This is a genomic window from Bradyrhizobium sp. 195, from assembly GCF_023101665.1.
Lineage (GTDB): Bacteria > Pseudomonadota > Alphaproteobacteria > Rhizobiales > Xanthobacteraceae > Bradyrhizobium.
In genome coordinates this window covers 6,015,813-6,038,740 of record NZ_CP082161.1, presented here as the reverse complement: position 1 = coordinate 6,038,740, position 22,928 = coordinate 6,015,813, and the positions used below count along the sequence as shown (strand labels likewise).

Annotated in this window: 21 protein-coding genes; 12 read left to right on the top strand and 9 right to left on the bottom strand. The window is 64.6% G+C overall.

The features are described 5' to 3' along the window. Positions 1-15 precede the first annotated feature (15 nt). Positions 16-1,869 (top strand): PHA/PHB synthase family protein, encoded by a 1,854-nt coding sequence (locus IVB26_RS28200; RefSeq protein WP_247968372.1) that lies wholly within the window; start codon positions 16-18, stop codon positions 1,867-1,869. Here the strand turns inward: IVB26_RS28200 and IVB26_RS28195 are convergent. Next, a complete protein-coding gene (locus IVB26_RS28195) occupies positions 1,866-2,840 on the bottom strand; it encodes a CHAD domain-containing protein (RefSeq protein ID WP_247968371.1) in 975 nt (324 codons plus the stop codon). The two genes, IVB26_RS28200 and IVB26_RS28195, sit on opposite strands and share 4 nt — an antisense overlap. An 11-nt stretch (positions 2,841-2,851) precedes the next feature. Continuing rightward, a complete protein-coding gene (locus IVB26_RS28190) occupies positions 2,852-4,399 on the bottom strand; it encodes a bifunctional aminoglycoside phosphotransferase/ATP-binding protein (protein ID WP_247968370.1) in 1,548 nt (515 codons plus the stop codon). Positions 4,400-4,580: 181 nt separating this feature from the next. On the opposite strand from IVB26_RS28190, the gene IVB26_RS28185 reads away from it, so the two are divergent. Beyond that, a complete protein-coding gene (locus IVB26_RS28185; RefSeq protein ID WP_247968369.1) occupies positions 4,581-5,420 on the top strand; it encodes a universal stress protein in 840 nt (279 codons plus the stop codon). Positions 5,421-5,485: 65 nt separating this feature from the next. After that, positions 5,486-8,179, top strand: a complete 2,694-nt coding sequence (locus tag IVB26_RS28180) for a bifunctional acetate--CoA ligase family protein/GNAT family N-acetyltransferase (RefSeq protein ID WP_247968368.1) — start codon at positions 5,486-5,488, stop codon at positions 8,177-8,179. 9 nt (positions 8,180-8,188) lie between these two features. On the opposite strand, the gene IVB26_RS28175 is transcribed toward IVB26_RS28180, so the two are convergent. Both IVB26_RS28175 and IVB26_RS28170 read right to left on the bottom strand, forming a co-directional pair. Next, positions 8,189-8,677: a phage holin family protein gene (locus tag IVB26_RS28175; RefSeq protein ID WP_247968367.1), complete on the bottom strand. Its 489-nt coding sequence runs from the start codon at positions 8,675-8,677 to the stop codon at positions 8,189-8,191. After that, a complete protein-coding gene (locus IVB26_RS28170) occupies positions 8,678-8,953 on the bottom strand; it encodes a hypothetical protein (RefSeq protein WP_247968366.1) in 276 nt (91 codons plus the stop codon). A 173-nt stretch (positions 8,954-9,126) separates the two neighbouring features. Here IVB26_RS28170 and IVB26_RS28165 point away from each other — a divergent pair, with 173 nt between their 5' ends. Genes IVB26_RS28165 through IVB26_RS28155 form a run of 3 tightly spaced genes read left to right on the top strand, consistent with a single transcriptional unit; the run spans position 9,127 to position 12,140 of the window. Further along, complete coding sequence (locus tag IVB26_RS28165; protein ID WP_247968365.1) at positions 9,127-10,263, top strand: ABC transporter permease; 1,137 nt, start codon at positions 9,127-9,129, stop codon at positions 10,261-10,263. A gap of 2 nt (positions 10,264-10,265) precedes the next feature. Beyond that, on the top strand, positions 10,266-11,033 hold the full coding sequence (locus tag IVB26_RS28160; RefSeq protein WP_247968364.1) for an ABC transporter ATP-binding protein: 768 nt from the start codon (positions 10,266-10,268) through the stop codon (positions 11,031-11,033). A 3-nt stretch (positions 11,034-11,036) separates the two neighbouring features. Further along, a complete protein-coding gene (locus IVB26_RS28155; RefSeq protein ID WP_247968363.1) occupies positions 11,037-12,140 on the top strand; it encodes an ABC-type transport auxiliary lipoprotein family protein in 1,104 nt (367 codons plus the stop codon). A 3-nt stretch (positions 12,141-12,143) separates the two neighbouring features. Here IVB26_RS28155 and IVB26_RS28150 read toward each other — a convergent pair whose 3' ends face one another. Further along, on the bottom strand, positions 12,144-12,461 hold the full coding sequence (locus IVB26_RS28150; protein WP_247968362.1) for a c-type cytochrome: 318 nt from the start codon (positions 12,459-12,461) through the stop codon (positions 12,144-12,146). 154 nt (positions 12,462-12,615) lie between these two features. Between IVB26_RS28150 and IVB26_RS28145 the strand changes: the two genes are divergently transcribed. Then, entirely contained in the window at positions 12,616-13,329 is a 714-nt protein-coding gene (locus tag IVB26_RS28145) for a helix-turn-helix domain-containing protein (RefSeq protein ID WP_247968361.1), read from the top strand. A gap of 357 nt (positions 13,330-13,686) precedes the next feature. Beyond that, the gene (locus IVB26_RS28140) at positions 13,687-14,415 is read left to right on the top strand and encodes a Crp/Fnr family transcriptional regulator (protein ID WP_246919950.1); all 729 of its coding nucleotides are present in this window, start codon (positions 13,687-13,689) and stop codon (positions 14,413-14,415) included. 199 nt (positions 14,416-14,614) lie between these two features. On the opposite strand, the gene IVB26_RS28135 is transcribed toward IVB26_RS28140, so the two are convergent. After that, positions 14,615-15,412 (bottom strand): cyclase family protein, encoded by a 798-nt coding sequence (locus tag IVB26_RS28135; RefSeq protein ID WP_247968360.1) that lies wholly within the window; start codon positions 15,410-15,412, stop codon positions 14,615-14,617. A 291-nt stretch (positions 15,413-15,703) separates the two neighbouring features. On the opposite strand from IVB26_RS28135, the gene IVB26_RS28130 reads away from it, so the two are divergent. The 4 genes from IVB26_RS28130 to IVB26_RS28115 all read left to right on the top strand — a co-directional run bounded on the left by IVB26_RS28130 (position 15,704) and on the right by IVB26_RS28115 (position 19,406). Then, the gene (locus IVB26_RS28130; protein ID WP_247968359.1) at positions 15,704-16,675 is read left to right on the top strand and encodes a TRAP transporter substrate-binding protein; all 972 of its coding nucleotides are present in this window, start codon (positions 15,704-15,706) and stop codon (positions 16,673-16,675) included. Between the two features lie 68 nt (positions 16,676-16,743). Beyond that, complete coding sequence (locus tag IVB26_RS28125) at positions 16,744-17,295, top strand: TRAP transporter small permease (protein ID WP_247968358.1); 552 nt, start codon at positions 16,744-16,746, stop codon at positions 17,293-17,295. After that, a complete protein-coding gene (locus tag IVB26_RS28120; RefSeq protein ID WP_247968357.1) occupies positions 17,286-18,578 on the top strand; it encodes a TRAP transporter large permease in 1,293 nt (430 codons plus the stop codon). The genes IVB26_RS28125 and IVB26_RS28120 overlap by 10 nt, the downstream gene beginning before the upstream one ends. Before the next feature lie 21 nt (positions 18,579-18,599). Then, positions 18,600-19,406, top strand: coding sequence for an SDR family NAD(P)-dependent oxidoreductase (locus IVB26_RS28115; protein ID WP_247968356.1), 807 nt, complete (start codon positions 18,600-18,602; stop codon positions 19,404-19,406). Positions 19,407-19,622: 216 nt separating this feature from the next. Here IVB26_RS28115 and IVB26_RS28110 read toward each other — a convergent pair whose 3' ends face one another. Genes IVB26_RS28110 through IVB26_RS28100 form a run of 3 tightly spaced genes read right to left on the bottom strand, consistent with a single transcriptional unit; the run spans position 19,623 to position 22,917 of the window. Further along, positions 19,623-20,321 carry a molybdate ABC transporter substrate-binding protein gene (locus IVB26_RS28110; RefSeq protein ID WP_247968355.1) on the bottom strand — a complete coding sequence of 233 codons (699 nt, stop codon included), beginning with the start codon at positions 20,319-20,321 and terminating at the stop codon, positions 19,623-19,625. Beyond that, positions 20,318-22,450 (bottom strand): xanthine dehydrogenase family protein molybdopterin-binding subunit, encoded by a 2,133-nt coding sequence (locus IVB26_RS28105; protein WP_247968354.1) that lies wholly within the window; start codon positions 22,448-22,450, stop codon positions 20,318-20,320. Before IVB26_RS28105 ends, IVB26_RS28110 begins: the two co-directional genes overlap by 4 nt. Continuing rightward, positions 22,447-22,917 (bottom strand): (2Fe-2S)-binding protein, encoded by a 471-nt coding sequence (locus tag IVB26_RS28100; RefSeq protein ID WP_247968353.1) that lies wholly within the window; start codon positions 22,915-22,917, stop codon positions 22,447-22,449. Before IVB26_RS28100 ends, IVB26_RS28105 begins: the two co-directional genes overlap by 4 nt. Positions 22,918-22,928 lie beyond the last annotated feature (11 nt).

Here is a 22,928-nt window from a genome sequence, read left to right as displayed (position 1 = left end):
CGGGAACATTGAGCCATGAGCGTCGTGCAGATACTTCCACGAGCCAAGGAGCCGGCGGTGCAGGCTCTCCCCGTCAATCCCACGGCTGCTCCCGAGGTCTCGACGGCGGGCTCCGAAAAGCGTTCGGGGGCGCCGGTTGCGGCCGACCCGTTGCCTGCATCAGAGCCATATCCTCTCGATCGCGCGTTTCACGCGATGCTGGCACGGTTCACGGGCGGCATTTCACCGCTGGCCCTGTCGCTCGCCTGGCTCGATTGGGGTTCGCATCTCGCTGCGGCGCCGCAGCGTCAGATGGAGATTTTCCGCAACATCCTGCGCGACACCGGCCGGTTGGCCGAGGCTGTGGCGCACGCGACGTCGCCGGAGCAGAAGCCGTGGTCTGTGATCCAGCCGCAGGACCGGGATCGCCGCTTCACCGGACCGCAATGGGAGGCCGCGCCGTTCAATCTGCTGGCGCAGGCATTTCTGCTGGGAGAGCGCTGGTGGCACGATGCCACGACCGGCGTGCGCGGCGTGTCGCACGCCAACGAAGCCATCGTCGAGTTCTCGATGCGCCAGACGCTCGACATGTTGGCGCCGTCGAATTTCATGGCGACCAATCCAAAGGTTCTGGAGAAGGCATTCCTGAGCGGCGGGGAGAATTTCGTTTTCGGATGGCAGAACTGGTGCAGCGACCTGATGCGCCTGCTGTCCAACTCAAGGTCGGCGGATGACGCGCAGTTCGTGGTCGGCAAGACGGTGGCGGCGTCGCCCGGCAAGGTCATCTATCGCAACGAGCTGATCGAGCTGATTCAGTACTCTCCGACGACCGCGCAGGTCCGACCCGAACCGATCCTGATCGTGCCGGCCTGGATCATGAAATACTACATCCTCGATCTCTCGCCCCGGAATTCGCTGGTCAAATATCTGACCGGTCAGGGTTTCACCGTGTTTGCGATCTCCTGGCGCAACCCCGATGCAAGGGATCGTGATCTCGCCTTCGACGATTATCGCAGGCTGGGCGTCATGGCGGCGCTGGACATGATCGGCTTGGTCATGCCGGGCCGGAAGACCCATGCGCTCGGCTATTGTCTGGGCGGCACATTGCTGTCGATCGCCGCCGCCGCGATGGAGCGCGACGGTGACAACCGTTTCGGCACCGTCACTCTTCTTGCGGCCCAGACCGACTTCACCGAGGCCGGAGAGCTGACGCTCTTCATCAATGAGAGCCAGGTCGCCTTTCTCGAAGACATGATGTGGCAGCGTGGCTATCTCGACACGACGCAGATGGCCGGCGCCTTCCAGCTGCTGCGCTCCAACGAACTGATCTGGTCGCGGCTGTCGCACGACTATCTGATGGGCGAGGGCGCGCCACTGAACGATCTGATGGCCTGGAATGCGGACGCAACGCGGCTGCCTTATCGCATGCATTCGGAGTATCTGCGCAAGCTATTCCTCGACAACGATCTGGCCGGCGGGCGATACCATGTCGGCGGCAGGAGCATTTCGCTATCCGATATTCACGCGCCGATGTTCGTGGTCGGCACGCTCGCCGATCACGTGGCGCCGTGGCGCTCCGTCTATAAAATCCACTACCAGGTCGACGCCGACGTGACGTTCCTGTTGACCAGCGGCGGCCATAATGCCGGCGTCGTTGCGCCTCCGGAGGAGCCAGGCCACAGCTATCAGGTGCTGACCAAAGCCGAGGACGCGCCCTACGTTGGTGCAGACGAATGGCTGAAGCTGGCTCCGCACGTTGAAGGGTCGTGGTGGCCGGAATGGGCCAAATGGCTGGCGGCACGCTCCGGCGCGCCCTGCGACCCGCCGCCGATCGGAATCGGAGACTCTCCCGGCCTGCCCGATGCGCCGGGGGACTACGTCCACACCTAAACTTCCGGCTCGGCACTCGGCGCCAGGTCCGCGGAGCGGAAGGGCTTGGTCTTGTCCAGCTTCCGGTAGGCCGCTGACGCCGTCCGCAACAGCTTCTTTTCCCGCTTGCGGTTGAGGAAGCGATTGCCCGCATCGAGGCCGGCGCCGTTCAATGACGCTGCCAGCGCTTGTCCTCGCGCATCGTCGTTCAAGTGTCCGAGCGAGCGTTGCGCCTTGCGCAATTTCTTGAGGATGGACTTCTGTTTCGTCAGTGAATCCCCGGCGAACAGATCCTGGAGCGACTCGATCGAATAGGTCATCCGCTTGTTGAGAAGCCGCAGCTTGTGGCGTTTCTCGACGTCGAGCTTGCGGAGTTTTCGCGCTTTCTTGAGCAGCTTGGTCTCCCACTCGGTCAGCCGCTCCGACGCGTGATCGGCGAGCGTGCAGCGGCGCAGTCGAATGGCTTCCTTGCTGCGCCGGGTCGACCAGGGGCCGCTCTCGATCCAGGTCGAGGTCTGCTCGACAAGGCGGCGATACCGCGCGGATTGCAGTGCGCGCGCGAGCAGGCGGTGGCTTTCGGTGCGTTTCTCGTCCCAGTGCTGTAGCTCGGCAATGACGGCGAGCTCGTCGCCGCTCTCGGCGACGACCCGCTCGATCGCCACGTCGAGGTCCCGCACCATGCCGAGCTGGCTGTTGAGCCATTTCAGTTCGGCCCAGACATTTGGGCGCAGAGTGTCGTCGACCATCGGCGAGAAGAAGCGGATGGCGGTGCGCAGATGCGTCAGTGCGATCCGGATCTGGTGCAGCGCGTCGGGATCGCCGCGGCAGGTGCCGTCATGCTGGGCGAGGACGGCATCGAGGTGACGGCGCGCGATGATCCGGAACGCGGTGTCGCAGGCCATGCCGGGGCTGAGGCGGGCAGGCAGCGCATTGCGCCGCGTCGCCGGCTTGGCATGCTTGGCCGCCGTTGAGCTTGTGGTGGGTCGCGACATTCTTGCCCGCGTCAATCAGATTGCCTTATTTGCCCCTCGGCGATCGCGTCCCGGCAGTTTTGGAGCGTTTGCTCCTCTGTCCCGGATGCATCGATGGTCGCCCAGCCGATATGGCCGATATTATAGTGCTCCTGCAGCGCGGCAACCTCTTGCGTGGCGTCGGATGCGTCTCCCTGGCGGCTTCCGATCCGTCTCTGCCGGGTTGCGAGGTCGGCAACGAGGAATAGGCCGTTCAGCGGCACGTTGCGCTCGCGCGCCAGTGCGGCGATCGCGTCCCGTTCGTCCTCGCGGGCGAACACGCCGTCGATGATCGCCGAATGGCCTTGCGCCAGCACCCGTCCAGCATACTGAACCAGCGTGGCGTAGATGTGCGCTGCGTGCTCCGGCGTGTAGGCGGACGGCGGCAGGCGGTGGGTGTCCTCCACCCCGAACATCCGTTTGCGGACGAGGTCGCTGCGCAGCACGACGGCCCCCGGCGGCGGCGCGACGACGGGCGCGAGCGCTTGCGCCAAAACCGTCTTGCCGGTGCCTGACAATCCACCGACCGCGATCAGGCACGGAGCAGGAGGCTGGATCAGCATCCTGGCGAGGTCAAAATAGCGCTGTGCCTGGCCAAGAATGCTGGGATCATCGGAATGCGGTGGCTTCAGCCGAGCCAGCGCCACCTGGGCGCGGATCGCTGCCCGGATGGACATCAACAGCGGCAGGGCCGAGAGCGCGTCGAGATTGTCGGTCGGCGTCGCGGCGAGATAGCGGTTCAGGACGATGTTGGCCGCGCCTGGCTGATCGTGATGCAACAGGTCCATCAGCGTGAATGCGAGATCGTAGAGCACATCGACGGTCGCCATCTGCGCATCGAACTCGATGGCGTCGAACAGCACGGGACGGTCCTCGATCAGAACGATGTTTGCGAGATGCAGATCGCCATGGCAGCGGCGCACGAAGCCTTTCCCGCCGCGCTCTGCGAGCAGGGGGCCAGCACGCAGGAATGCCTCGTGCGAGGCTCTGCCGAGCTTTTCGATATCTCCCGCGTCGAAATGGCCGCCGGCTCGCAGACCGTGAATGTTGCCGTCGATCAGGGCAGGGATGGAGGAGACCCATGCCTCGCCCTCGGCGTGGATCGCCGCCGCGTGCGAAGCTGCAATGGCGTCGGCAGCAGCCGAGGCAAAAGCGGCATCCAGCGTGCCGGTCTTTGCCAGATGATCGAGCGTCCGGCTTTCGTCGAAGCGCGACATGTCGACCGCATATTCGACCGGACTGCCCTGGCCGTCGACCTTGAACGATCCGTCCGGCTCCTCGGTGATCGCAACGACGCGATGATAGATCTGCGGCGCCAGCGGCCGGTTGATCCTGATCTCCTCCTCGCACGCTGCCTTGCGCTTCGCGAGCGTTGAATAATCAAGGAACGGAAACTGCACGGCGCGCTTGATCTTCAGTGCGCGCCTACCCTCGAGAAAGACCGAAGCCGCGTGCGTGTCGATCCGCTTGACGCCCGGATGCTCGGCGGAATTGGTGAGCGCCGCAAAGATCCGGTCCTGGGTCGCAGAATCGTCTGTCATTCCTGGCACATCCAGCTGCGTCGGGAGGCAGTCCGCCCGACGATCAGGGTAACCCTTAGGAGCGGATCGCGGCCAGTCCTTGACGTCGGTCAACGCTGTTTCGGACCGAGTTCCCTTGGCTTGACGAGGATCAAGCGCCTCGACGTAAGCCGGCCTATTGTAGCGGCCAAGGAGAATCCCGATGCCCATCAAGGATGTCTTTCTGCCGCTTGTCGGCCAGCCGCGCGGGCCGGCCCTGGTTGCGATCGAGAAATGTGTGGCCGTCGCCGCCGCCCTCGGCGCCAGGATCACCGCGTTGGCGCTCGAGGAAGACGTTTTCGAGCGGCCAAAGGTGATGCTGCCCACCGATCGCGATTCCGCGGAGACCGGCAGCTCGCGCGAGGCGAACGACACGCAGCAGCTCCTGAGCGCATTCGCCAACGCGGCGTCCCGTGCCAACGTTCGCGCCTGGAGCCGAACGGGCAAGATACCGGCGGACCAGATCGCGGCGATCCTGGCCGAGCACGCCCGTTTCAGCGATCTCGCTTTGATTCCCGTGAAGCCGCACGACAGTCGAACGGAGAGGATTGTCGAAACCTTCCTGTTCGAATCGGGCCGGCCGCTTCTGCTCTGTCCGGAACATCTCGCGGACGAACTTCGGCCTGAATTCGAGAACGTCATGATCGCCTGGGATCACTCCGCGCGTGCGGCGCGAGCGGTCGGCGATGCGCTGCCAATCCTTCAGGCGGCCGCCTCGGTCCGCGTGGTGACGGTTGCGGATGACAAGACCGAAGCGATCGTGCAATCCGGAACCGCTCTGGTCGATCATCTGAGGGAACACGGCGTCTACGCCTCGTTCGAAACGGCCAAAGGCAGCGGCAGCTCGATCGGCAAGGTCTTGGGAAGCTGGGCGAATTCCCACAGTGTGGATGCGATCGTGATGGGCGCCTATCATCATTCGCGTCTGAACGAGATCGTGTGGGGCGGTGTGACAAAGACCGTCATTGGCCAGCCACCATGCTGGGTTATGATCTCGCACTAGGCGCGTCATTTTCCGGCCTGATCGTCAACCATCGAAACCGTCGCTGACCGGGCGCATTTGCTTTCATGTCAACCTATCGTCTGAACAATCTGCTGGCGCCGCGTTCAGTCGCGCTCGTCGGTGCGAGCGCCCGTCCGGTCTCGGTCGGACGTGCCGTTCTGGAGAACATTCACAAGGCCGGTTTCAAGGGGCGGTTCGGCCTCGTCAATCCACGCCATGCCGAAGTCGGCGGCGTTGCCGCGGTGAAGAGTCTGGAGCGGCTGGACTTCGTGCCCGAGCTCGTGGTCATCACGGCGCCGGCGCGCGAGATTCCTGATATCATCGATCAGGCCGGGCGTCGCGGCTCGGCGGGCGCCTTGATCGTCTCGGCCGGGCTCGGCCATGGACCGGGATCTCTGTACGAAGCCGCGATCGCCTCGGCCCGCAAATACGGCATGCGGCTGATCGGACCGAACTGTCTCGGCATCATGATGCCCGGGGTCAGTCTGAATGCCAGCTTCGCGGCGCATATGCCGGGGGCGGGCAGCCTCGCGCTGATCTCGCAGTCGGGCGCGATCGCCGCCGGCATGGTCGACTGGGCTGCGCAACGCGGCGTCGGCTTCTCCGGCATCGTCTCGATTGGCGATCAGATCGACGTCGATATTGCCGATCTGCTCGACTATTTCGCGATGGATCACAAGACGCGCGCGATCCTGCTCTACATCGAGTCCATCAAGGACGCGCGCAAGTTCATGTCGGCGGCGCGCGCCGCGGCGCGTGTGAAGCCCGTCGTCGTGGTGAAGTCCGGGCGCATGGCGCAGGGCGCCAAGGCGGCCGCCACCCATACCGGCGCGCTCGCCGGCGCCGACGCCGTCTATGACGCGGCATTCCGCCGGGCGGGTGTGCTGCGGGTCTCCGATCTGCGTGAGCTGTTCGATTGTGCCGAGACACTCGGCCGCGTCGAATCGCCGACGGGAAAGCGTCTCGCCATCCTGACCAACGGCGGCGGCATCGGCGTCCTCGCCGTCGATCGACTGGTCGAACTCGGCGGAATCCCGGCGACCATCTCGGCGGAGGTGCGCAAAACGCTCGACGCGGCGCTGCCGCCGACCTGGTCCGGTGCAAATCCCGTCGACATCGTTGGCGACGCTGACGCCTCGCGCTACGCGGCGGCTTTGGAGGTGCTGCTGGCCGATCGCGACAATGATGCGGTCCTCGTCCTCAACGTGCAAACGGCAATCGCCTCGGCGGCCGAGATCGCCACGACCGTGACGGAGCTCGTCGGCAAATATCGCGAGCAACATGGCCGCTGGGCGAAGCCAGTGTTGGCGGCCTGGGTCGGAGCCGATCAGCACGTCATTCAGGCACTTTCCGGCGCCGGTATGCCGAACTATCCGACCGAAGACGACGCCGTGCGCGGCTTCATGCATCTGGTCCGGCACCGCGAGGTGGTCGAGGAGCTGAGCCAGGTTCCTCCCGCGATGCCCGATACGTTCGTGCCCGATGCCCGGGGGGCGAGGCAGATCGTCACCGCCGCGATCGCGGACGGCCGTGAATGGCTCGAGCCTGTCGAGATCAAGAACTTGCTCGAAGCCTATGACATCGCGATGGTGCCGACCTATGCGGCGAGCGACGTCGAGCAGGCGGTGGCCTATGCAAAGGAAATCTTCGCACAAGGCGACACCGTCGTGCTGAAGATCATGTCGCGGGACATCATCCACAAATCCGACGTCGGCGGCGTCGTGCTCAATCTGACGACGCCGGAGGCCGTGCGTGCGGCCACCTCCGACATTCTCGCCCGGGCAAGAAAGCTGCGGCCAGAGGCCCGCATCGGCGGCGTGATCGTCCAGGCGATGGTCGTGAAGGCGAAGGCGCGCGAACTGATCCTGGGCCTCGCCGACGATCCCACTTTTGGCACCGTCGTGGTGTTCGGCCGTGGTGGCACCGCGGTGGAGATCATCAACGACAAGGCGCTTGCGCTGCCGCCGCTGGATTTGCAGCTCGCGCGCGATTTGATCGACCGCACCCGCGTGTCGCGGCTCCTAAAGGCCTATCGTGACGTGCCAGCGGTCAAGCACGATGCCGTCGCCATGGTGCTGGTCAAGCTGGCGCAGATGGCGGCCGACATTCCCGAGATCCGCGAATTCGACATCAATCCGCTGCTGGCGGACGAAACCGGCGTGACCGCGGTGGATGCCCGCGTTGCGGTCGGGCCGCCGCAACGGAAGTTCGTCGGCTCCGGCCCGGCCAATTTCGCCGTCCGCGCCTATCCGTCGCAATGGGAACGCCGCCTCAAGGTCAAGGACGACTGGCGCATCTTCGTGCGGCCCATGCGTCCCGAGGACGAGCCGACCATCCACGAATTCCTGCGCCACGTCACGGCGCACGACCTTCGCCTGCGTTTCTTCGCACCGATGAAGGAATTTACCCACGAGTTTATCGCACGCCTGACCCAGCTCGACTATGCGCGCGCGATGGCCTTCATTGCGTTCGACGAGGCAACCGGCGAAATGGTCGGCGTGGTTCGGCTCCATTCGGATTCGATCTACGAGAGCGGCGAATACGCGATCCTGCTGCGGTCCGATCTCAAGGGCAGGGGGCTCGGCTGGGCCCTCATGCAGCTGATCATCGACTACGCCAAGTCGGAAGGGCTGAAGACCATATCGGGCGACGTGCTCAAGGAGAACACCGTCATGCTCGAAATGTGCCGGGACCTCGGCTTCGAGGTCAAGCCGGATCCCGCCGAACCCGATATCTGCGACGTCAAGTTGAAGCTCTGAGCGCGCCCGCTAGGAGCGCCCTTCAGCCGAATTTGCCGCGGCGGATGTCTTGGTCGTCGTCCGCAAGTTCCTGATGATGATGGCGATCAACGGCAGCAGCACCGGCACGATCGTGCTGAGCGGATGATGCACCGCGCCTGACACCTGGGCCTGGAGCGCACGCGCCTCGAGCTGAAGGGCTTCGATAGAGGTGTCGTGAATTTCGTTGGCAAGCTCGATGTCGCGGCCTGACGGAGCGCGGCCGGCGATCGCGAAGAGAGCGGCCGCGATGGCAAAATTGACGGCGCCGAGGATGGCCGCCGCGGCGATTGCACTCCAGGTCTGGACCAGCGCGAAATAGGCAGACAGCTCCAGCATCAGAAGCCCAAACGCCGCGATCAGTGCCGCAAAGGCGCGCAGGCCGAGGCCGACAAGCAGATGGCGCAGTCTGATGTCCGCGATGATCCTGTCGGTGCGCCATAGCGCGCGCAGATGTTTGACCACATTCTCGGTATTCACTTAGTGTCTCCTCAGCATGAAGCCGACAACCACGCCGAGCGCGAAGGCGGAGGCGAGCGATGTGATCGGGCGCTCCGCAATGAGGCCCTGAAGCTGCTCCTGTTCTTCGTCAACGGTTTCGCCGAGCTCGCTGAGCGCGGCCCTGATCTGGTCGGCGAGCGCCTCGGCACGATCTTTCGAGCTCTCGAACATCTCCTCGCCGGCCGTGCTCAGCAAGCGTGTGACATCGACCTTCAGCGCCCGCAATTCTTCGCTCATCCTGTCACTGTTGAACATGGACTTGATATCCCCCTTGAGTGCAAGCAAGCCTAGGACCCGCGTGCGCGATCGCGCTTGATTTGCGTCAATCCGCGGCGTGTCCGGGTCTTGAGACAGGTCAAGCCGGCGGCCATATGCTGGCCTAGAAATGCCGTCTGACTGGGACCGATTGCCCCGATGAGGTGGAACGCGTGAACCACGAACCGCTGTTGCTCGCAACGCCGTCCGGCGACGTGCTGAACTTGCGTCCTGAAGGGCCCTGGACCGCCGCGAATGTGGTCACGCTCGAGACATTGTCCCGGTCGGTCGGAGCCGACGTCGATCAGTCGCGTCTCGTCACCCTCGACATGTCGGGCGTCAGCGCGCTCGACACGCTCGGGGCCTGGGTCCTGGAAAAGCTGTCGCGCAGGGCCGCATCATCCGGCAGATCTGCCGAGTTCGTCGGGGGCGCCGAACATTTCAGCGGGCTGATGGACGAGGTCCGTCAGGTCAACCGCAATACGCCTGCTCCGACGGCTGCGCCGAACCCGGTGCTGGCGAGGCTAGGCGATCTCGGCAAATCCACGCTCAGTGCGCGGGAAGACCTCACGATTTTCCTCCAGATGCTCGGCGCATTGTTCATGGCGGTGATCGGTGTGCTGCGACGGCCGCGTTCGCTGCGGCTGACGTCGCTGGTGTATCAGCTCTACCGCATCGGGTGGCAGGCGATCCCCATCGTCGCGCTGATCACCTTCCTGATTGGCGCCATCATCGCGCAGCAGGGCTTCTTCCATTTCCGCAGATTCGGCGCGGAATCCTACACCGTCGACATGGTCGGCATCCTGGTGCTGCGTGAGCTCGGCGTGCTGATCGTCGCCATCATGGTCGCCGGCCGGTCGGGAAGCGCCTACACCGCCGAGCTCGGCTCGATGAAGATGCGCGAGGAGATCGACGCGCTCTCGACCATGGGGCTCGATCCCGTCGAGGTCCTGATCCTGCCGCGCGTTGTGGCCCTGGTCATTGCGCTGCCGATCCTCACCTTCATCGGATCGATTGCCGCGCTCTATGGCGGCGGTCTCGTCGCGCAGTTCTATGGCGACATGGGGCCGGCGATCTACATCGCCCGGCTGCACGAGGCCATCACGGTCACCCATTTCGAGGTGGGCATCCTGAAGGCGCCCTTCATGGCGCTGGTGATCGGGATCGTGGCCTGCAGCGAGGGATTGCGCGTCAAGGGCAGTGCGGAGTCGCTCGGGCGGCAAACCACGACGTCGGTGGTGAAGTCGATCTTCCTGGTGATCGTGCTCGACGGCCTGTTCGCGATCTTCTTCGCCTCGATCGGAATGTGACGATGGATGCATCGCAAGACCAGTTCGCGATCCGCGTCCGTGACCTCGTGGTCGGATTCGGCCGCCAGACCGTGCTCGACCATCTGTTGCTCGACGTCCGCCGGGGCGAGATCCTCGGGCTGGTGGGGGCGTCCGGCGGCGGCAAGTCGGTGCTGATGCGGACCATCATCGGCCTCATCCCGCGCCAAGGCGGGACCATCGAAGTCATGGGACAATCCACTGGCGGTCACGGACGAGGCGCAGCCACGACATGGGGCATCCTGTTCCAGCAGGGCGCGCTGTTCTCCTCGCTGACGGTCCGTCAGAACGTTCAGTTTCCGTTGCGTGAAAATCTCGTCCTGTCGCAGGAGCTGATGGACGAGATTGCGATCGCCAAGCTCGAAATGGTCGGCTTGCGTGCCCAGGACGCAGACAAATATCCGGCGGAGCTGTCCGGCGGCATGACCAAGCGCGTGGCGCTGGCGCGCGCGCTCGCGCTCGATCCGCCGATCCTGTTTCTGGACGAGCCGACCTCCGGCCTCGATCCGATCGCCGCCGGCGATTTCGACGCGCTGATCACGACGCTGCAAAAGACGCTGGGTCTGACCGTGTTCATGGTGACCCACGACCTTGCGAGCCTGACCACGGTCTGCGACCGCGTCGCTGCGCTCGCCGACGGCAAGATCGTGGCGATCGGTCCGATGCGCGAATTGCTGCAATCCGAGCATCCCTGGGTGCGCGCCTATTTCCACGGCAAGCGCTCGCAGATGCTGCAACACCAGATGAGATGAGACATGGAAACCCGCGCTCCCTACGTGCTGATCGGCAGTTTCGTGCTGGCCGCGATCCTGGCGGTGTTCGGCTTCGTCTATTGGCTGAACAACACCGGCGGCATCGGGCCGCGCACGAACTACCACGTGCAATTCCAGGGGCCGGTCCCTGGCCTTCTGGTCGGCGCCGGCGTGCTGTTCAACGGCATTCGTGTCGGAGAGGTGACCCAGCTCGGGCTCGCGCCTGATAACCCGCGCTTCGTCAATGCGACGATCTCGGTCGCCTCGGCCACGCCGGTGCGTTCCGACACCAAGGTCGGCCTCGAATTCCAGGGCCTGACCGGCGTGCCGGTGGTGACGCTGGAGGGCGGAGTGATCATGGCCAAATCCGGCGAGCCCCGGTCGTTGATTGCGGAGGCCGGCGCCGGTCAAAGCATGACGCAGGCCGCGCGCGATGCGCTACGCCGGGTCGACACCGTGCTCGAGGACAATTCCCGCCCGCTGAAGGACACCATCGCCAATCTGAAAACGTTCTCCGACGGGCTCGCGCGCAACACCGGCAAGATCGACGGCATTCTGGCGGGCCTGGAGAAGATGACCGGCGGGGGCGCGCCTGCGCAGAAGGTCACCTACGATCTGCACACGCCGCAGAACCTCGGCCCGGCCGCCAAGACGCTCTCGGCGTCACTGGCCATTCCCGAGCCGAGCGCGGTCGCAATGCTGCAGACCCAGCGCATGCTGTTCGCCCCTGGCGGGGACAGGCCGGGCTTTGCAGACTTCCTCTGGGCCGACAGCATTCCGAAATTGCTCCAGGCGCGCCTGATCGACAGTTTTGAGAATTACGACATCGCCCACGCCCCACTGCGCACGTCGGATCTCGGTCAGGCAGAGTACCAGCTCCTGATCGACATCCGGCGCTTTCGGATCGCCACGGAGGGCGAGCCACGAGTCGAGATCGGACTGTCGGCGCGGATCGTCGACAAGAACGGCAAGGTAATTGCTTCGCGCCTGGTCGAGACCAGCGAAAGGCTCGACAAGGTCGAGCCGGCGGCTTCAGTCGCCGCCTTCGACGCGGCCTTTGCTCGCATCGCCAAGGAACTGATCGGGTGGACCGTGCAGGCGGTGTGATGTCTATTCCAGCGTCTTCAGGTAGGACAGCAGGTCGTGGATCTGGTCCGGACTGAGCTCGAAGGCCGGCATGTCGGCGTGGCCGGTATAAATCCCTTCGGCCAGCGCCTCACCAAGGGTCTCGATCGGATAGCGCCGATGCAGAGTGCGCAGCGGGGGCGCGATCTTGAGCGGGCTTTGAGAGGCCCGGTCGATCGCGTGGCAGCGTGCGCAATTGGCCCGTGCAAAGGCCTTGCCGCGCTGTTCGGCGGTGGGGGCGGCCAGCGCAGACGTAGTCAGAAGCAGCCCAATCAGGCCGTGACGCAGGGCGCCTCGCAGCATGGAAAGTGATCCCGTCGAACTCTGGAAGCAGAATAAGACAGGATGCCAACCCAAATTTGATCTGGGTCAACTGGCTTTGGCGCAGTGCAGTAAAATGCCGCTGCGTGGCGGGCTTGGCCGAGGGGCGGAGCTGGACCGATGCGAGGAGCGGTGGATGAAGCCTTCCGTGGACACGATTGAGCCGAGCGGGCACGTCTGCGACGATTGCGCCGTACGCGGAGCGGCGGTGTGTTCGTCGCTGGATGCGGCCGAGCTCAGGGAATTCGAGCATCTCGGACGCCGCGTTCATTTCGAGTCCGGCGAGACCGTGTTCTCCGAGGAGGACATCACCACCTTGTTCTACAACGTCCTCGAAGGCGTCATGCGGCTGTACAAGCTGCTGCCCGACGGCCGGCGGCAGATCGTGGGCTTTGCCTTGCCCGGTGATTTCCTGGGGATGAATCTGTCCGGCCGGCACAATTTTTCCGCCGATGCGATCGGCGCGGTGACCGTGTGCCAGTTCGCCAAAGCGCCGTTCGGCCGCTTCATCGAGGACCGGCCGCAGTTGCTCAGGCGGATCAACGAGCTCGCCATCCGCGAGTTGAGCCAGGCACGCGACCATATGGTCCTGCTCGGCCGCCGCTCGGCGGACGAGAAGGTCACGACCTTCCTGCTCGGCTGGCGTGAACGGCTGGTCGCGCCCAAGGGGCTGTCCGACACGGTCCCGCTTCCGATGAGCCGTCAGGACATCGCCGACTATCTCGGCCTGACCATCGAAACCGTCAGCCGCACCTTCACCAAGCTGGAGCGTCACGGCGTCATCGAGATCATTCACGGCGGCATCAGCCTGCTCGATCCTGCGCGCGCGGAGGCGCTGGCCGCAGCCTGACAGTCCATCGCGACGTCCTGTCCTTTTTGATCTCGATCAATGACGCCGGCCGGCTCGATCCGGATTCCAAGCGCTGAAGCTCCTGAGGTCTTCGTTCGCTCAGAACCGCGCCAGCACCGACGCCCGCCCGGCAGGGTTGGCTGTTCGCCAGCGCCTCAACGCAATCGCGGCTTGCGCGGCCTGCAACTCTGCATCGATCAAAACGCATCGACGCATCCTCCGGATGCGCATTCCGGCTCGACCGCGGCTTTTTCGCGGCATTTGCCTCAAACCGCGCGCGTGCTTTCCGGTTGAAAAGCCTGATAACGTTGACTACGCAGGAACCTCAGTGCCTCGTAGTCTTAGGAGCCCCGCGGCGTGCCTCAGGACAAGACCGGCGACCCCCGACAGTCGGCGGGCAACAAACTATCGGTCCTGCGCAAGCACCCGATCTTCGCGGATCTGGAGCCGGAGGCGCTCGATCAGCTCTGCCGCTACGCCAAGCACACCACCGTGAAGCGCGGCGCGACGATCGCCGCCAAGGGCGATCCCGGCAACAATCTCTTCGCGGTGATCACGGGGACAGTCAAGATTTCCTCCTCGTCGCCCGATGGACGGAACGCCATTCTCAATCTGATCGGCCCCGGAGAAATCTTCGGCGAGATCGCAGTGCTCGACGGCGCGCCAAGGTCGGCCGACGCCACCGCCAACACCAATTGCGAGCTCTACATCATCGATCGGCGGGACTTTCTGCCGTTCGTGAAGAGCCAGCCGGCCCTGGCGATGAAATTCATCGAGCTGCTCTGCGCGCGTCTGCGCTGGACCAGTCAGCAGGTCGAGCAGGTGATCCTCCAGAATCTGCCGGGCCGGCTCGCGAGCGCGCTGCTCGGTCTCACCGAAGAGCGCAAGTTCGACTCCGGCAGCGGCACGCTCGCCATTACCCAGCAGGAGATCAGCGAGATGGTGGGGATGACGCGCGAGAGCATCAACAAGCAATTGCGCGCCTGGGCCGGCCGCAACTGGGTTCGCCTCGAGCACGGCGCCATCGTCGTGCTGGATACGGACGCACTGCGCGAACTCGCCGAGAGCGGCCTCGGCGGCGAGTGACGCCGTCTGCCTTAAGCGGAATGGCTTCAGGTCGAATCGATTGCCGCGGGCTCGGTGCAACCTCTCCCGCTTGCGGGAGAGGTCGCGCCGAAAGGCGCGGGTGAGGGCTTTCTCCTCTAGGGGATTATCCCGTCGCGGAAACACCCTCTCCCCAGCCCTCTCCCGCAAGCGGGAGAGGGAGTCACCTTCGTTGCGGCGATCAAAGTGATTTTATCACGCTCTGATCGTCGATGATGGCGACCGCGCGGGTCCAGCCCGCCGAGGCGCGTTCGATCTTCACCGGGAAGCATGAGACCGTGAACCCGGTCGCGGGCAATTGATCGAGATTGTGCAGCTTCTCCAGATGGCAATAGCCGATGTGCCGTCCCGCCTTGTGGCCTTCCCAGATCAGGCCGGCATCTTTTGTCTCGGCATATTTCTTCGCAGTGTAGACGAACGGCGCGTCCCAGCTCCAGCCGTCGGTGCCGGTCAGCCGCACGCCGCGTTCGAGCAGATACATGGTGGCTTCATAGCCCATGCCACAGCCGGAATTGACGTATTCGGCCTTGCCGAATTTCGCGCCGGCGCTGGTGTTGACGACGACGATCTCCAGCGGCGACAGCGTGTGTCCGATGCGTTTCAGCTCCTTCGCGACGTCGTCGGCGCTCGCCACGTAGCCGTCGGGCAGATGCCGGAAGTCGAGCTTCACGCCGGGCTGGAAACACCATTCCAGCGGGACCTCGTCGATGGTCCATGACCGCTCGCCGCGGTTCATGGTCGGATGGAAGTGCCAGGGCGCATCGAGATGCGTGCCGTTATGGGTCGACAGCGAGACCTGCTCGACGGCCCAGCCTTGTCCGTCCGGCAGATCCTGCGCCTTGAGACCGTCGAAGAACTGCAGCATCCGGGGCAGGCCCTGCTGGTGATCGATATACTGGATTGTCGGATGGTTGCCGGGTGGATCGGCCGTCACGTCGTTTCGAAGCGGCACAGAGATATCGATCAGCTTCCGCGGCATGGCATTCCCTCAACATGGTCCGCTGTTTCGAATATCTTGAGGGGCCTGCATTGGTGGCGTCAAGTCACGTGGCGGCGACGTCGGCCAGCCGCCGTCCCCGCCATAATGCGAATTGCGTCAGAAATCGATCGATGCAACTCTTGCATCGATCGATGCCGGAATTGGCTTGGACAGAGAATGCCGCCCGCCCTACGGACGACTTGGTGCTTGACTTCACGTCTGAAGTGGAGCGACCCAAGGCGGCCCGCAGCCTGCCCGACAACGACATAATCAACCCCGGAGGAAGCCCAGATGAAGACACTCACCGGTATCATCACAGCCGTTGCGCTGGCGCTCTCAGCGCCCCTGGCGACCGCACGCGATTTCCGCTCCGCCGACATCCATCCCGCCGACTATCCGACCGTCGAGGCCGTCAAGTTCATGGGCAAGCAACTCGCGGCGGCGAGCGGCGGCAAGCTCGGCGTCAAGGTGTTTCCGAACGGCGCCCTGGGCTCCGAGAAGGACACGATCGAGCAGCTCAAGATCGGCGCGCTCGACATGATGCGGATCAACGCATCGCCGCTCAACAACTTCGTGCCGGAAACCATCGCGTTGTGTCTGCCCTTCGTCTTCCGCGACACGCAGCACATGCGCACCGTCCTCGACGGGCCGGTCGGCGACGAGATCCTGGCCGCCATGGAGCCGGCCGGCCTGGTCGGCCTTGCCTATTACGACAGCGGCGCCCGGTCCATCTACACCGTCAAGGCTCCGGTCAAGTCGCTTGCCGATCTCAAGGGCCTGAAGATCCGCGTCCAGCAGTCCGATTTGTGGGTCGGCATGATCCAGAGCTTAGGGGCCAACCCGACGCCGATGCCGTATGGCGAGGTCTATACCGCGCTCAAGACGGGCCTGGTGGATGCTGCCGAGAACAATTGGCCCTCCTACGAATCCTCGCGGCATTTCGAGGCCGCCAAGTTCTACAACATCACCGAGCACTCCCTGGCGCCCGAAGTTCTCGTGATGTCGAAGAAGGTCTGGGACACGCTGAGCAAGGAGGACCAGGCGATGGTTCGCAAGGCGGCCAAGGAATCGGTGCCCGTCATGCGCAAGCTCTGGGACGAGCGTGAGCAGGCCTCTCGCAAGACCGTCGAGGCGGCCGGCGCCCAGGTCGTGACGATCGCCAACAAGCAGGAGTTCGTCGACGCGATGAAGCCGGTGTACCAGAAGTTCGCCGGCGACGAGAAGCTTCAGGGCCTCGTCAAGCGCATCCAGGACACGAAGTAGGACCATAGCCGCGTCGGGTCCGGCGTTGCCGCGGAGGTGACTCCGGACCCTCGCAAGGAGCCGCGGAAATGACAGACCCACACGTCGCAAGTCACGAGCACGGGGATACGGCAGCACGCCCATCTACAGGCTTGCTGTCGCGGATCAACGCCCCCGTTGCTCGCGCCGGCATGTATCTGTCCGTGACCGGCCTGCTCGTCATCGTGATCATCGTGTTTTATCAGGTGTTCGGGCGCTACGTCCTCAATTCCAGCCCGACCTGGACGGAGAATCTCGCGCTGGTCCTCATCCTCTATGTCACGCTGATCGGTGCCGCCGTCGGCGTGCGCGATGCCGGACACATCGGCATGGACAGTCTGCTGGTGATGCTTCCGGATCACATGCGGGAGAAGATCGAGCTCGTGATCCACGTCCTGGTGGCCGTGTTCGGCATTGCGATGGCCTACAACGGCTGGATCCTCGGGTCTTCAGTCGGAACCGTGAAGATTCCCAATCTCGGTCTTCCCGAGGTGATCCGCTACGTGCCGCTGATCGCCTCCGGCATCCTGATCGTCTCCTTTTCCATCGAGCACATCATGGCTCTCCTGCGCGGCGAAGAGGTCGTCCCCTCATGGAACTGATCATCCTCGGCGCCACCTTCTTCGGCTTCCTGATTCTCGGCGTTCCCGTCGCCTTCGCGATCGGCCTCTCGGCCATCTGCACCATCCTCTACGAAGGCCTGCCGGTCGCGGTCATCTTCCAGCAGATGATGTCGGGGATGAACATCTTCTCGTTCCTCGCGATTCCGTTCTTCGTCTTCAGCGGTGAGCTGATGCTGCATGGCGGCGTCGCCGACAAGATCGTGCAGCTCGCCAAGAATCTCGTCGGCCACATCCGCGGCGGCCTCGGCATGTCGAACGTGGTCGCCTGCACGCTGTTCGGCGGCGTCTCCGGCTCGCCCGTGGCCGACGTGTCGGCGATGGGCGCGGTGATGATCCCGATGATGAAAAAGGAAGGGTTCGACACCGACTACGCCGTCAACGTCACCACCCACGCCTCGCTGGTGGGCGCCTTGATGCCGACCAGCCACAACATGATCATCTATGCCCTGGCCGCCGGCGGCAAGGTCTCGATCGGCGCGCTGATCGCCGCCGGCCTCCTGCCGGCGATCGTGCTGATGGTCTGCATGCTCGTCGCTGCCTACGCCGTCGCGGTGAAGCGCGGCTATCCCGCCGGCAAGTTCCCGGGCTGGGCCGAGGTGTTCCGCTCGTTCGCGGCCGCGCTGCCCGGCCTTCTGATTGTCGGCATCATCCTGACGGGCATTCTCTCCGGCGTGTTCACGGCAACCGAATCCGCCGCCGTCGCGGTCACCTACACGATCCTGCTGACCTTCTTCATCTACCGCACCATGACCTGGAGCAACTTCCTGCGGGCAGCTGCCAAGGCGGTGAAGACGACGGGCGTGGTGCTGCTGCTGATCGGCGTCTCCACCATGTTCCAGTACCTGATGGGGCTGTACGAGGTGGCCGATCTCGCCGGCGAGATGATGAGCAAGGTATCCACGCAACCCTGGATGATCTTCCTGCTCATCAACGTCATCCTGTTCGTGCTCGGCACGTTCATGGACATGGCGGCGACCATTCTGATCTGCACCCCGATCTTCCTGCCGATCGCGATGAAGGCGGGTATGGACCCGGTGCAGTTCGGCATGCTGATGCTGATCAACTGCGCCCTCGGGCTCAACACCCCGCCGGTCGGAACCACGCAGTTCGTGGGCTGCGCCATCGGCGGCATCTCGGTCGGCGCGGTGATGCGCACCATCCTGCCGTTCTATGCCGCGCTGATCGCAGCACTGATGTTCGTGACCTACGTCCCTGCATTCTCGCTGTGGCTGCCCCGCCTGCTGATGGGCTACAAGGGCTAGCAGCTACAGGAGAAGTTATCAGTGACGGACTATCGCAAGCTCTTCGATCTCACCGGCAAGACCGCAATTGTCCTCGGGGCCGCATCCGGCATCGGCAAGTCGTCGGCCGAGGCCCTTGCCGGGTTAGGGGCCCGTGTCGTCTGCGCCGATCGCGCGCTCGATGCCGCGGAAGCGACTGCCGCCGGCATTCGCGACAAGGGCGGCTGGGCGGAGGCAGCGGCTTGCGACGCCGCCAGCGCTGCGGACGTGAACGCGCTCGCCAAGTCCGTGATGCAGAAATTTTCGCGGCTCGACATTGCCGTGACGACGCCCGGGCTCAACATCCGCAAGACCATCCTCGATTATACCGAGGAGGATCTCGACCGCGTCCTCAACCTCAACGTCAAAGGCACTGTCTGGTTCTTCCAGGCGTTCGGCCGCATCATGGTCGCTCAGAAAGGGGGCAGCATCATTGCTTGCTCCTCGGTGCGGGCGGTGACTATCGAGCCGGGCCTCGGCGTCTACGGCTCGACCAAGGCCGCCATCGGCCTGCTGGTCAAGGGCTTTGCCTCCGAGGTCGGCCACGCCGGCGTGCGCGTCAACGCGATCGCGCCGAGCATCGCCGAGACCGCGCTGACTGGTCCGTTCAAGCAGCGCCCCGACATCTACAATCTCTACGCGGGCCACACCGTGTTCAACCGCTGGAGCAGCGCCGACGAGGTCGCGACCGCCGTGGCCTATCTCGCCTCGGACGCTGCGAGCTATGTCAGCGGCAGCACGCTGTTCGTCGACGGCGGCTGGACCGCGGTCGATGGCCCGCCGACCGGGCTGACCCAGCTGCACAAATAGACTGGGCGCCTAGAGCGGAATGGCTTTGGATCGAATCGATTGCCGCGGGCTCGTTGACCTCTCCCGCTTGCGGGAGAGGTCGGCGCGAAGCTCCGGGTGAGGGCTCTTTCCACTGGGGGATTGCCCCATTGCGGAAGCACCCTCTCCCCAACCCTCTCCCGCAAGCGGGAGAGGGAGCCCAACTCCGCCATCGCAGCTATCGGGCCTCATTCCGCCTTAGCCGGAAAAGCCAGCGCGCTGGCGCAGCTCCCTGTGATCTGCGCCAGCCAGGAGCGCGATCAGTGCAGCAGCTTCGTTCGGATGCGCGGCCCTGGCGGTCACGCCGGCCGTGTACATGGTCACGAGCTCGCAGCCCGGCGGTAGCAACCCCGACAGCGCGATGCCGTCGGTCGCGATGATCTCGGTCGCCTGTGTGCAGCCGATCGGCCTTTGCGCGGTGGACGCCGCGAGCTCCCGCATCGCCGTTGCACCGTTCGGAAATATCTTGAGCCGAGAGGCGACCTCGTAGGCGATGCCGAGCTGGTCCAGCACTTTTGCGACGTGCTGCCCGGCGGTCGAAGCCTTGGTGTCGGGGACGTAGATCGCGTCGGCGCCGCGTAACACCTCCCGCAGATCGGCCTCGGTCTTCACCGTCACCTTGGAATCACGGCTGCGGACCGCCAATGCGGTCTCGACACGGCCGACATCCGTGATCGAGGAGGGGGCGACGAGCTTCTCCTCAGCGAGCTTTGCCAGGAGCGCTTGCGTCAGGATCACGAGATCGGCCGGCGTGCCCGCGCGCAGCTTGTCGGCCATGAGGCCGACCGCGCCGAATTCGCCGTTGATGCCGAAGCCGGCCTGCGCCTTGAAGGCCTCCGTGAGGCCGCGCACCAGGCCTTGCGCCGCGCCACCGCTCAAAATGGTCACTGTCGTCACGACGCAAGCTCCGCAGCTGCAATGATCCTGTCGCGCGTGATCGGCAGATCGCGCACGCGCACGCAGAGGCAATCGTAGACGGCATTGGCGATTGCCGCCGTCACCGGGCCGTGTGCGGCCTCACCGGCGCCGACCGGCTCGATCTCCGGCCGCTGGATGATCTCGACGTCCACTGCCGGAACCTCGCTGAACCTCAGGATCGGATAGTCCGTCCAAGAGGTCGATGTGATGTGGGTCCGGTCGAAGCGGACGCGCTCCTTCAGCACCCAGCTCGTCGCCTGGATCGCGCCACCCTCGATCTGATTGACGACACCGTCCGGATTGATGGCCTCGCCGACATCGACCGCAAGGGTCAACCGCTTGACGCGGATGTCGTCGGCGCCTTCGATCTCGGCAATCGCGGCGCAATATGCGCCCGTGTTCTTGTAGCGAGCGAAGCCGACGCCGTGGCCGATACCGGCTTGTTTCTCCGGTTTCCACGCCGCGCGCCGAGCCGCTGTGCGGATGACATCCTTCGCCCGCTCGTCGCCAAGATGCCGCAAGCGGAACGCAATTGGGTCTTCGCCGCGCAAGACGGCGATCTCGTCGAGCAAGGATTCGATGGCAAACACATTGCCTTGTGCGCCGAGCGTCCGCAGCGCTGAGGTGCGCACCGGCATGGTCAGCAGCCGATGGCTCGTGATCGTCCAGGCTGGAAGATCATAGAGCGGAACGGAGTTGCGATCGCCGCCGCCGCCATTGGCGGCCGGCGGATTCGTCGAGATCATGCGGGGATAGGGGTTTGCGATCTCGGTCGCGGCCAGCAGCGCGGGCTGCGCGGCGCGTCCGGGCCGTGCGGCATGGCCGTTGCTCCAGATCGCGTGGCGCCAGCCGACGATCTCGTTGTCCGCATCGAGATCGGCCTCGATCTCGATGGCCATGGCCGCACCGAACGGCGCGTGCGACATCTCGTCGTGCCGCGACCACTGCACCCGCACCGAACGGCCGCCGACGGCCTTCGCCAGCAGCACGGCATCGAGCGCGACGTCGTCGGCCGCGTTGTGTCCGTAGCAGCCGGCGCCCTCCATGTGCTCGACGACGATGTTCTCGGCCGGCAGCTTGAGCACGATGGCGAGATCGGCGCGGAGCAGATAGACGCCCTGACTGTGGGTCCAGACATGGACGCGATCGCCGTCCCATTGCGCCATGGCGCAGGACGGTGCGATCGAGGCATGCGCCATGTAAGGGCGCGTATATTGCCGGCGGAGCGTTTGAGCGTGTTTGCGCGTCATTGCCGCCGTCCGGGTCTCGACAAGTGTGGTCTCGACCGGCTGGCTTTTCAGGAAGCCTGCCAGATCGTCCTGATCGGGCAGCGGCTCGCCAACCGACCATGTCGCGCCTTTCTGCAGAGCCTTCAGTGCGGCTTCTGCTGCTGCCTCGCTGTCGGTGACCACGCCGGCAAAGCCGCCGTCGCGGACGATCGCGACGAGGCCGGGAACAGCCCTCGCAGCGGTTTCGTCGAGCGCGATCAGTTTGGCGCCGGATATGTCAGGCCGCAGCACGCGGCCGTGCAGCAGGTCCGGCAGTGGGCAATCATGGATGAAGCGCGGCCGCGCGAACACCTTGTCGGGAATATCCACACGGTGGACCGAATGTCCGGCCACGCTGCGCTTGGCAATGCTCTTCGCTGCCGCGTCCGCAGTGGCGTCCTGATCGAGCGAGACATCGCCAGCCAGCTCCCAATAGCTGGTCCTGACGTTGCCGGGTCCCGAGATCGTGCCGTCATCGACATTCAGCAGCGAGACCTGGACGCCGAGACGTTCTGATGCTGCAACGAGGAAACGCTGCCGCACCTCGGCACAGGCGTGGCGCAACGCGCGACCGGATTGCTGGATCGACAGGCTGCCCGAGGTCACGCCTTCGTTCGGGCTCGTCGCCGTCGAGGCGCGGATCATCTCGATCCTGGAGATCTCGACATCGAGCTCGTCCGCCGCAATCTGCGCCAGCGCCGTGACAATGCCCTGTCCGATCTCGACCTTGCCGGGCGAGATCGCCACACCACCTTCACCCGTGAAGTTCACCCAGGACGACAGTTTTGGATTGGCAGCGAGGCTGATCGGCAGTTTCGGGGCAGGGGACGACGCACTCATGATGCCGCCAGCTCCGCCGCCGCCCGCAACACGGCGCGGACCATGCGGTTATGCGATCCGCAGCGGCACAGATTGCGATCGAGTGCCGCTCTGACCTCGGTCTCCGTCGGGAACGGATTGCGCTTCAGGAGCGTCGCTGCGCTGATCAGGATTCCGGAGACGCAATAGCCGCATTGCATCGCCTGTTCGGAGATGAAGGCACGTTGTAGCGGATGTGGTCGCTCTGCGGTGCCGAGGCCTTCGACGGTGACGACGTCCTTGTCCGCGACCGACCACATCGGCATATCGCAGGAGGTTATCGCGCGGTCGCCGACCATAACGTGACAGGCCCCGCACTCCCCGGCGCCGCAGCCGAAATGCGCACTGGTCATGCCGAGCCGGCCGCGCAGCACGTCGAGCAGCGGCTGGTCCAGATCGGTATCCACGACCGTCGCCGTACCGTTGAGCTGGAATTGAATGGTGGCCATGCGCGCTCTGC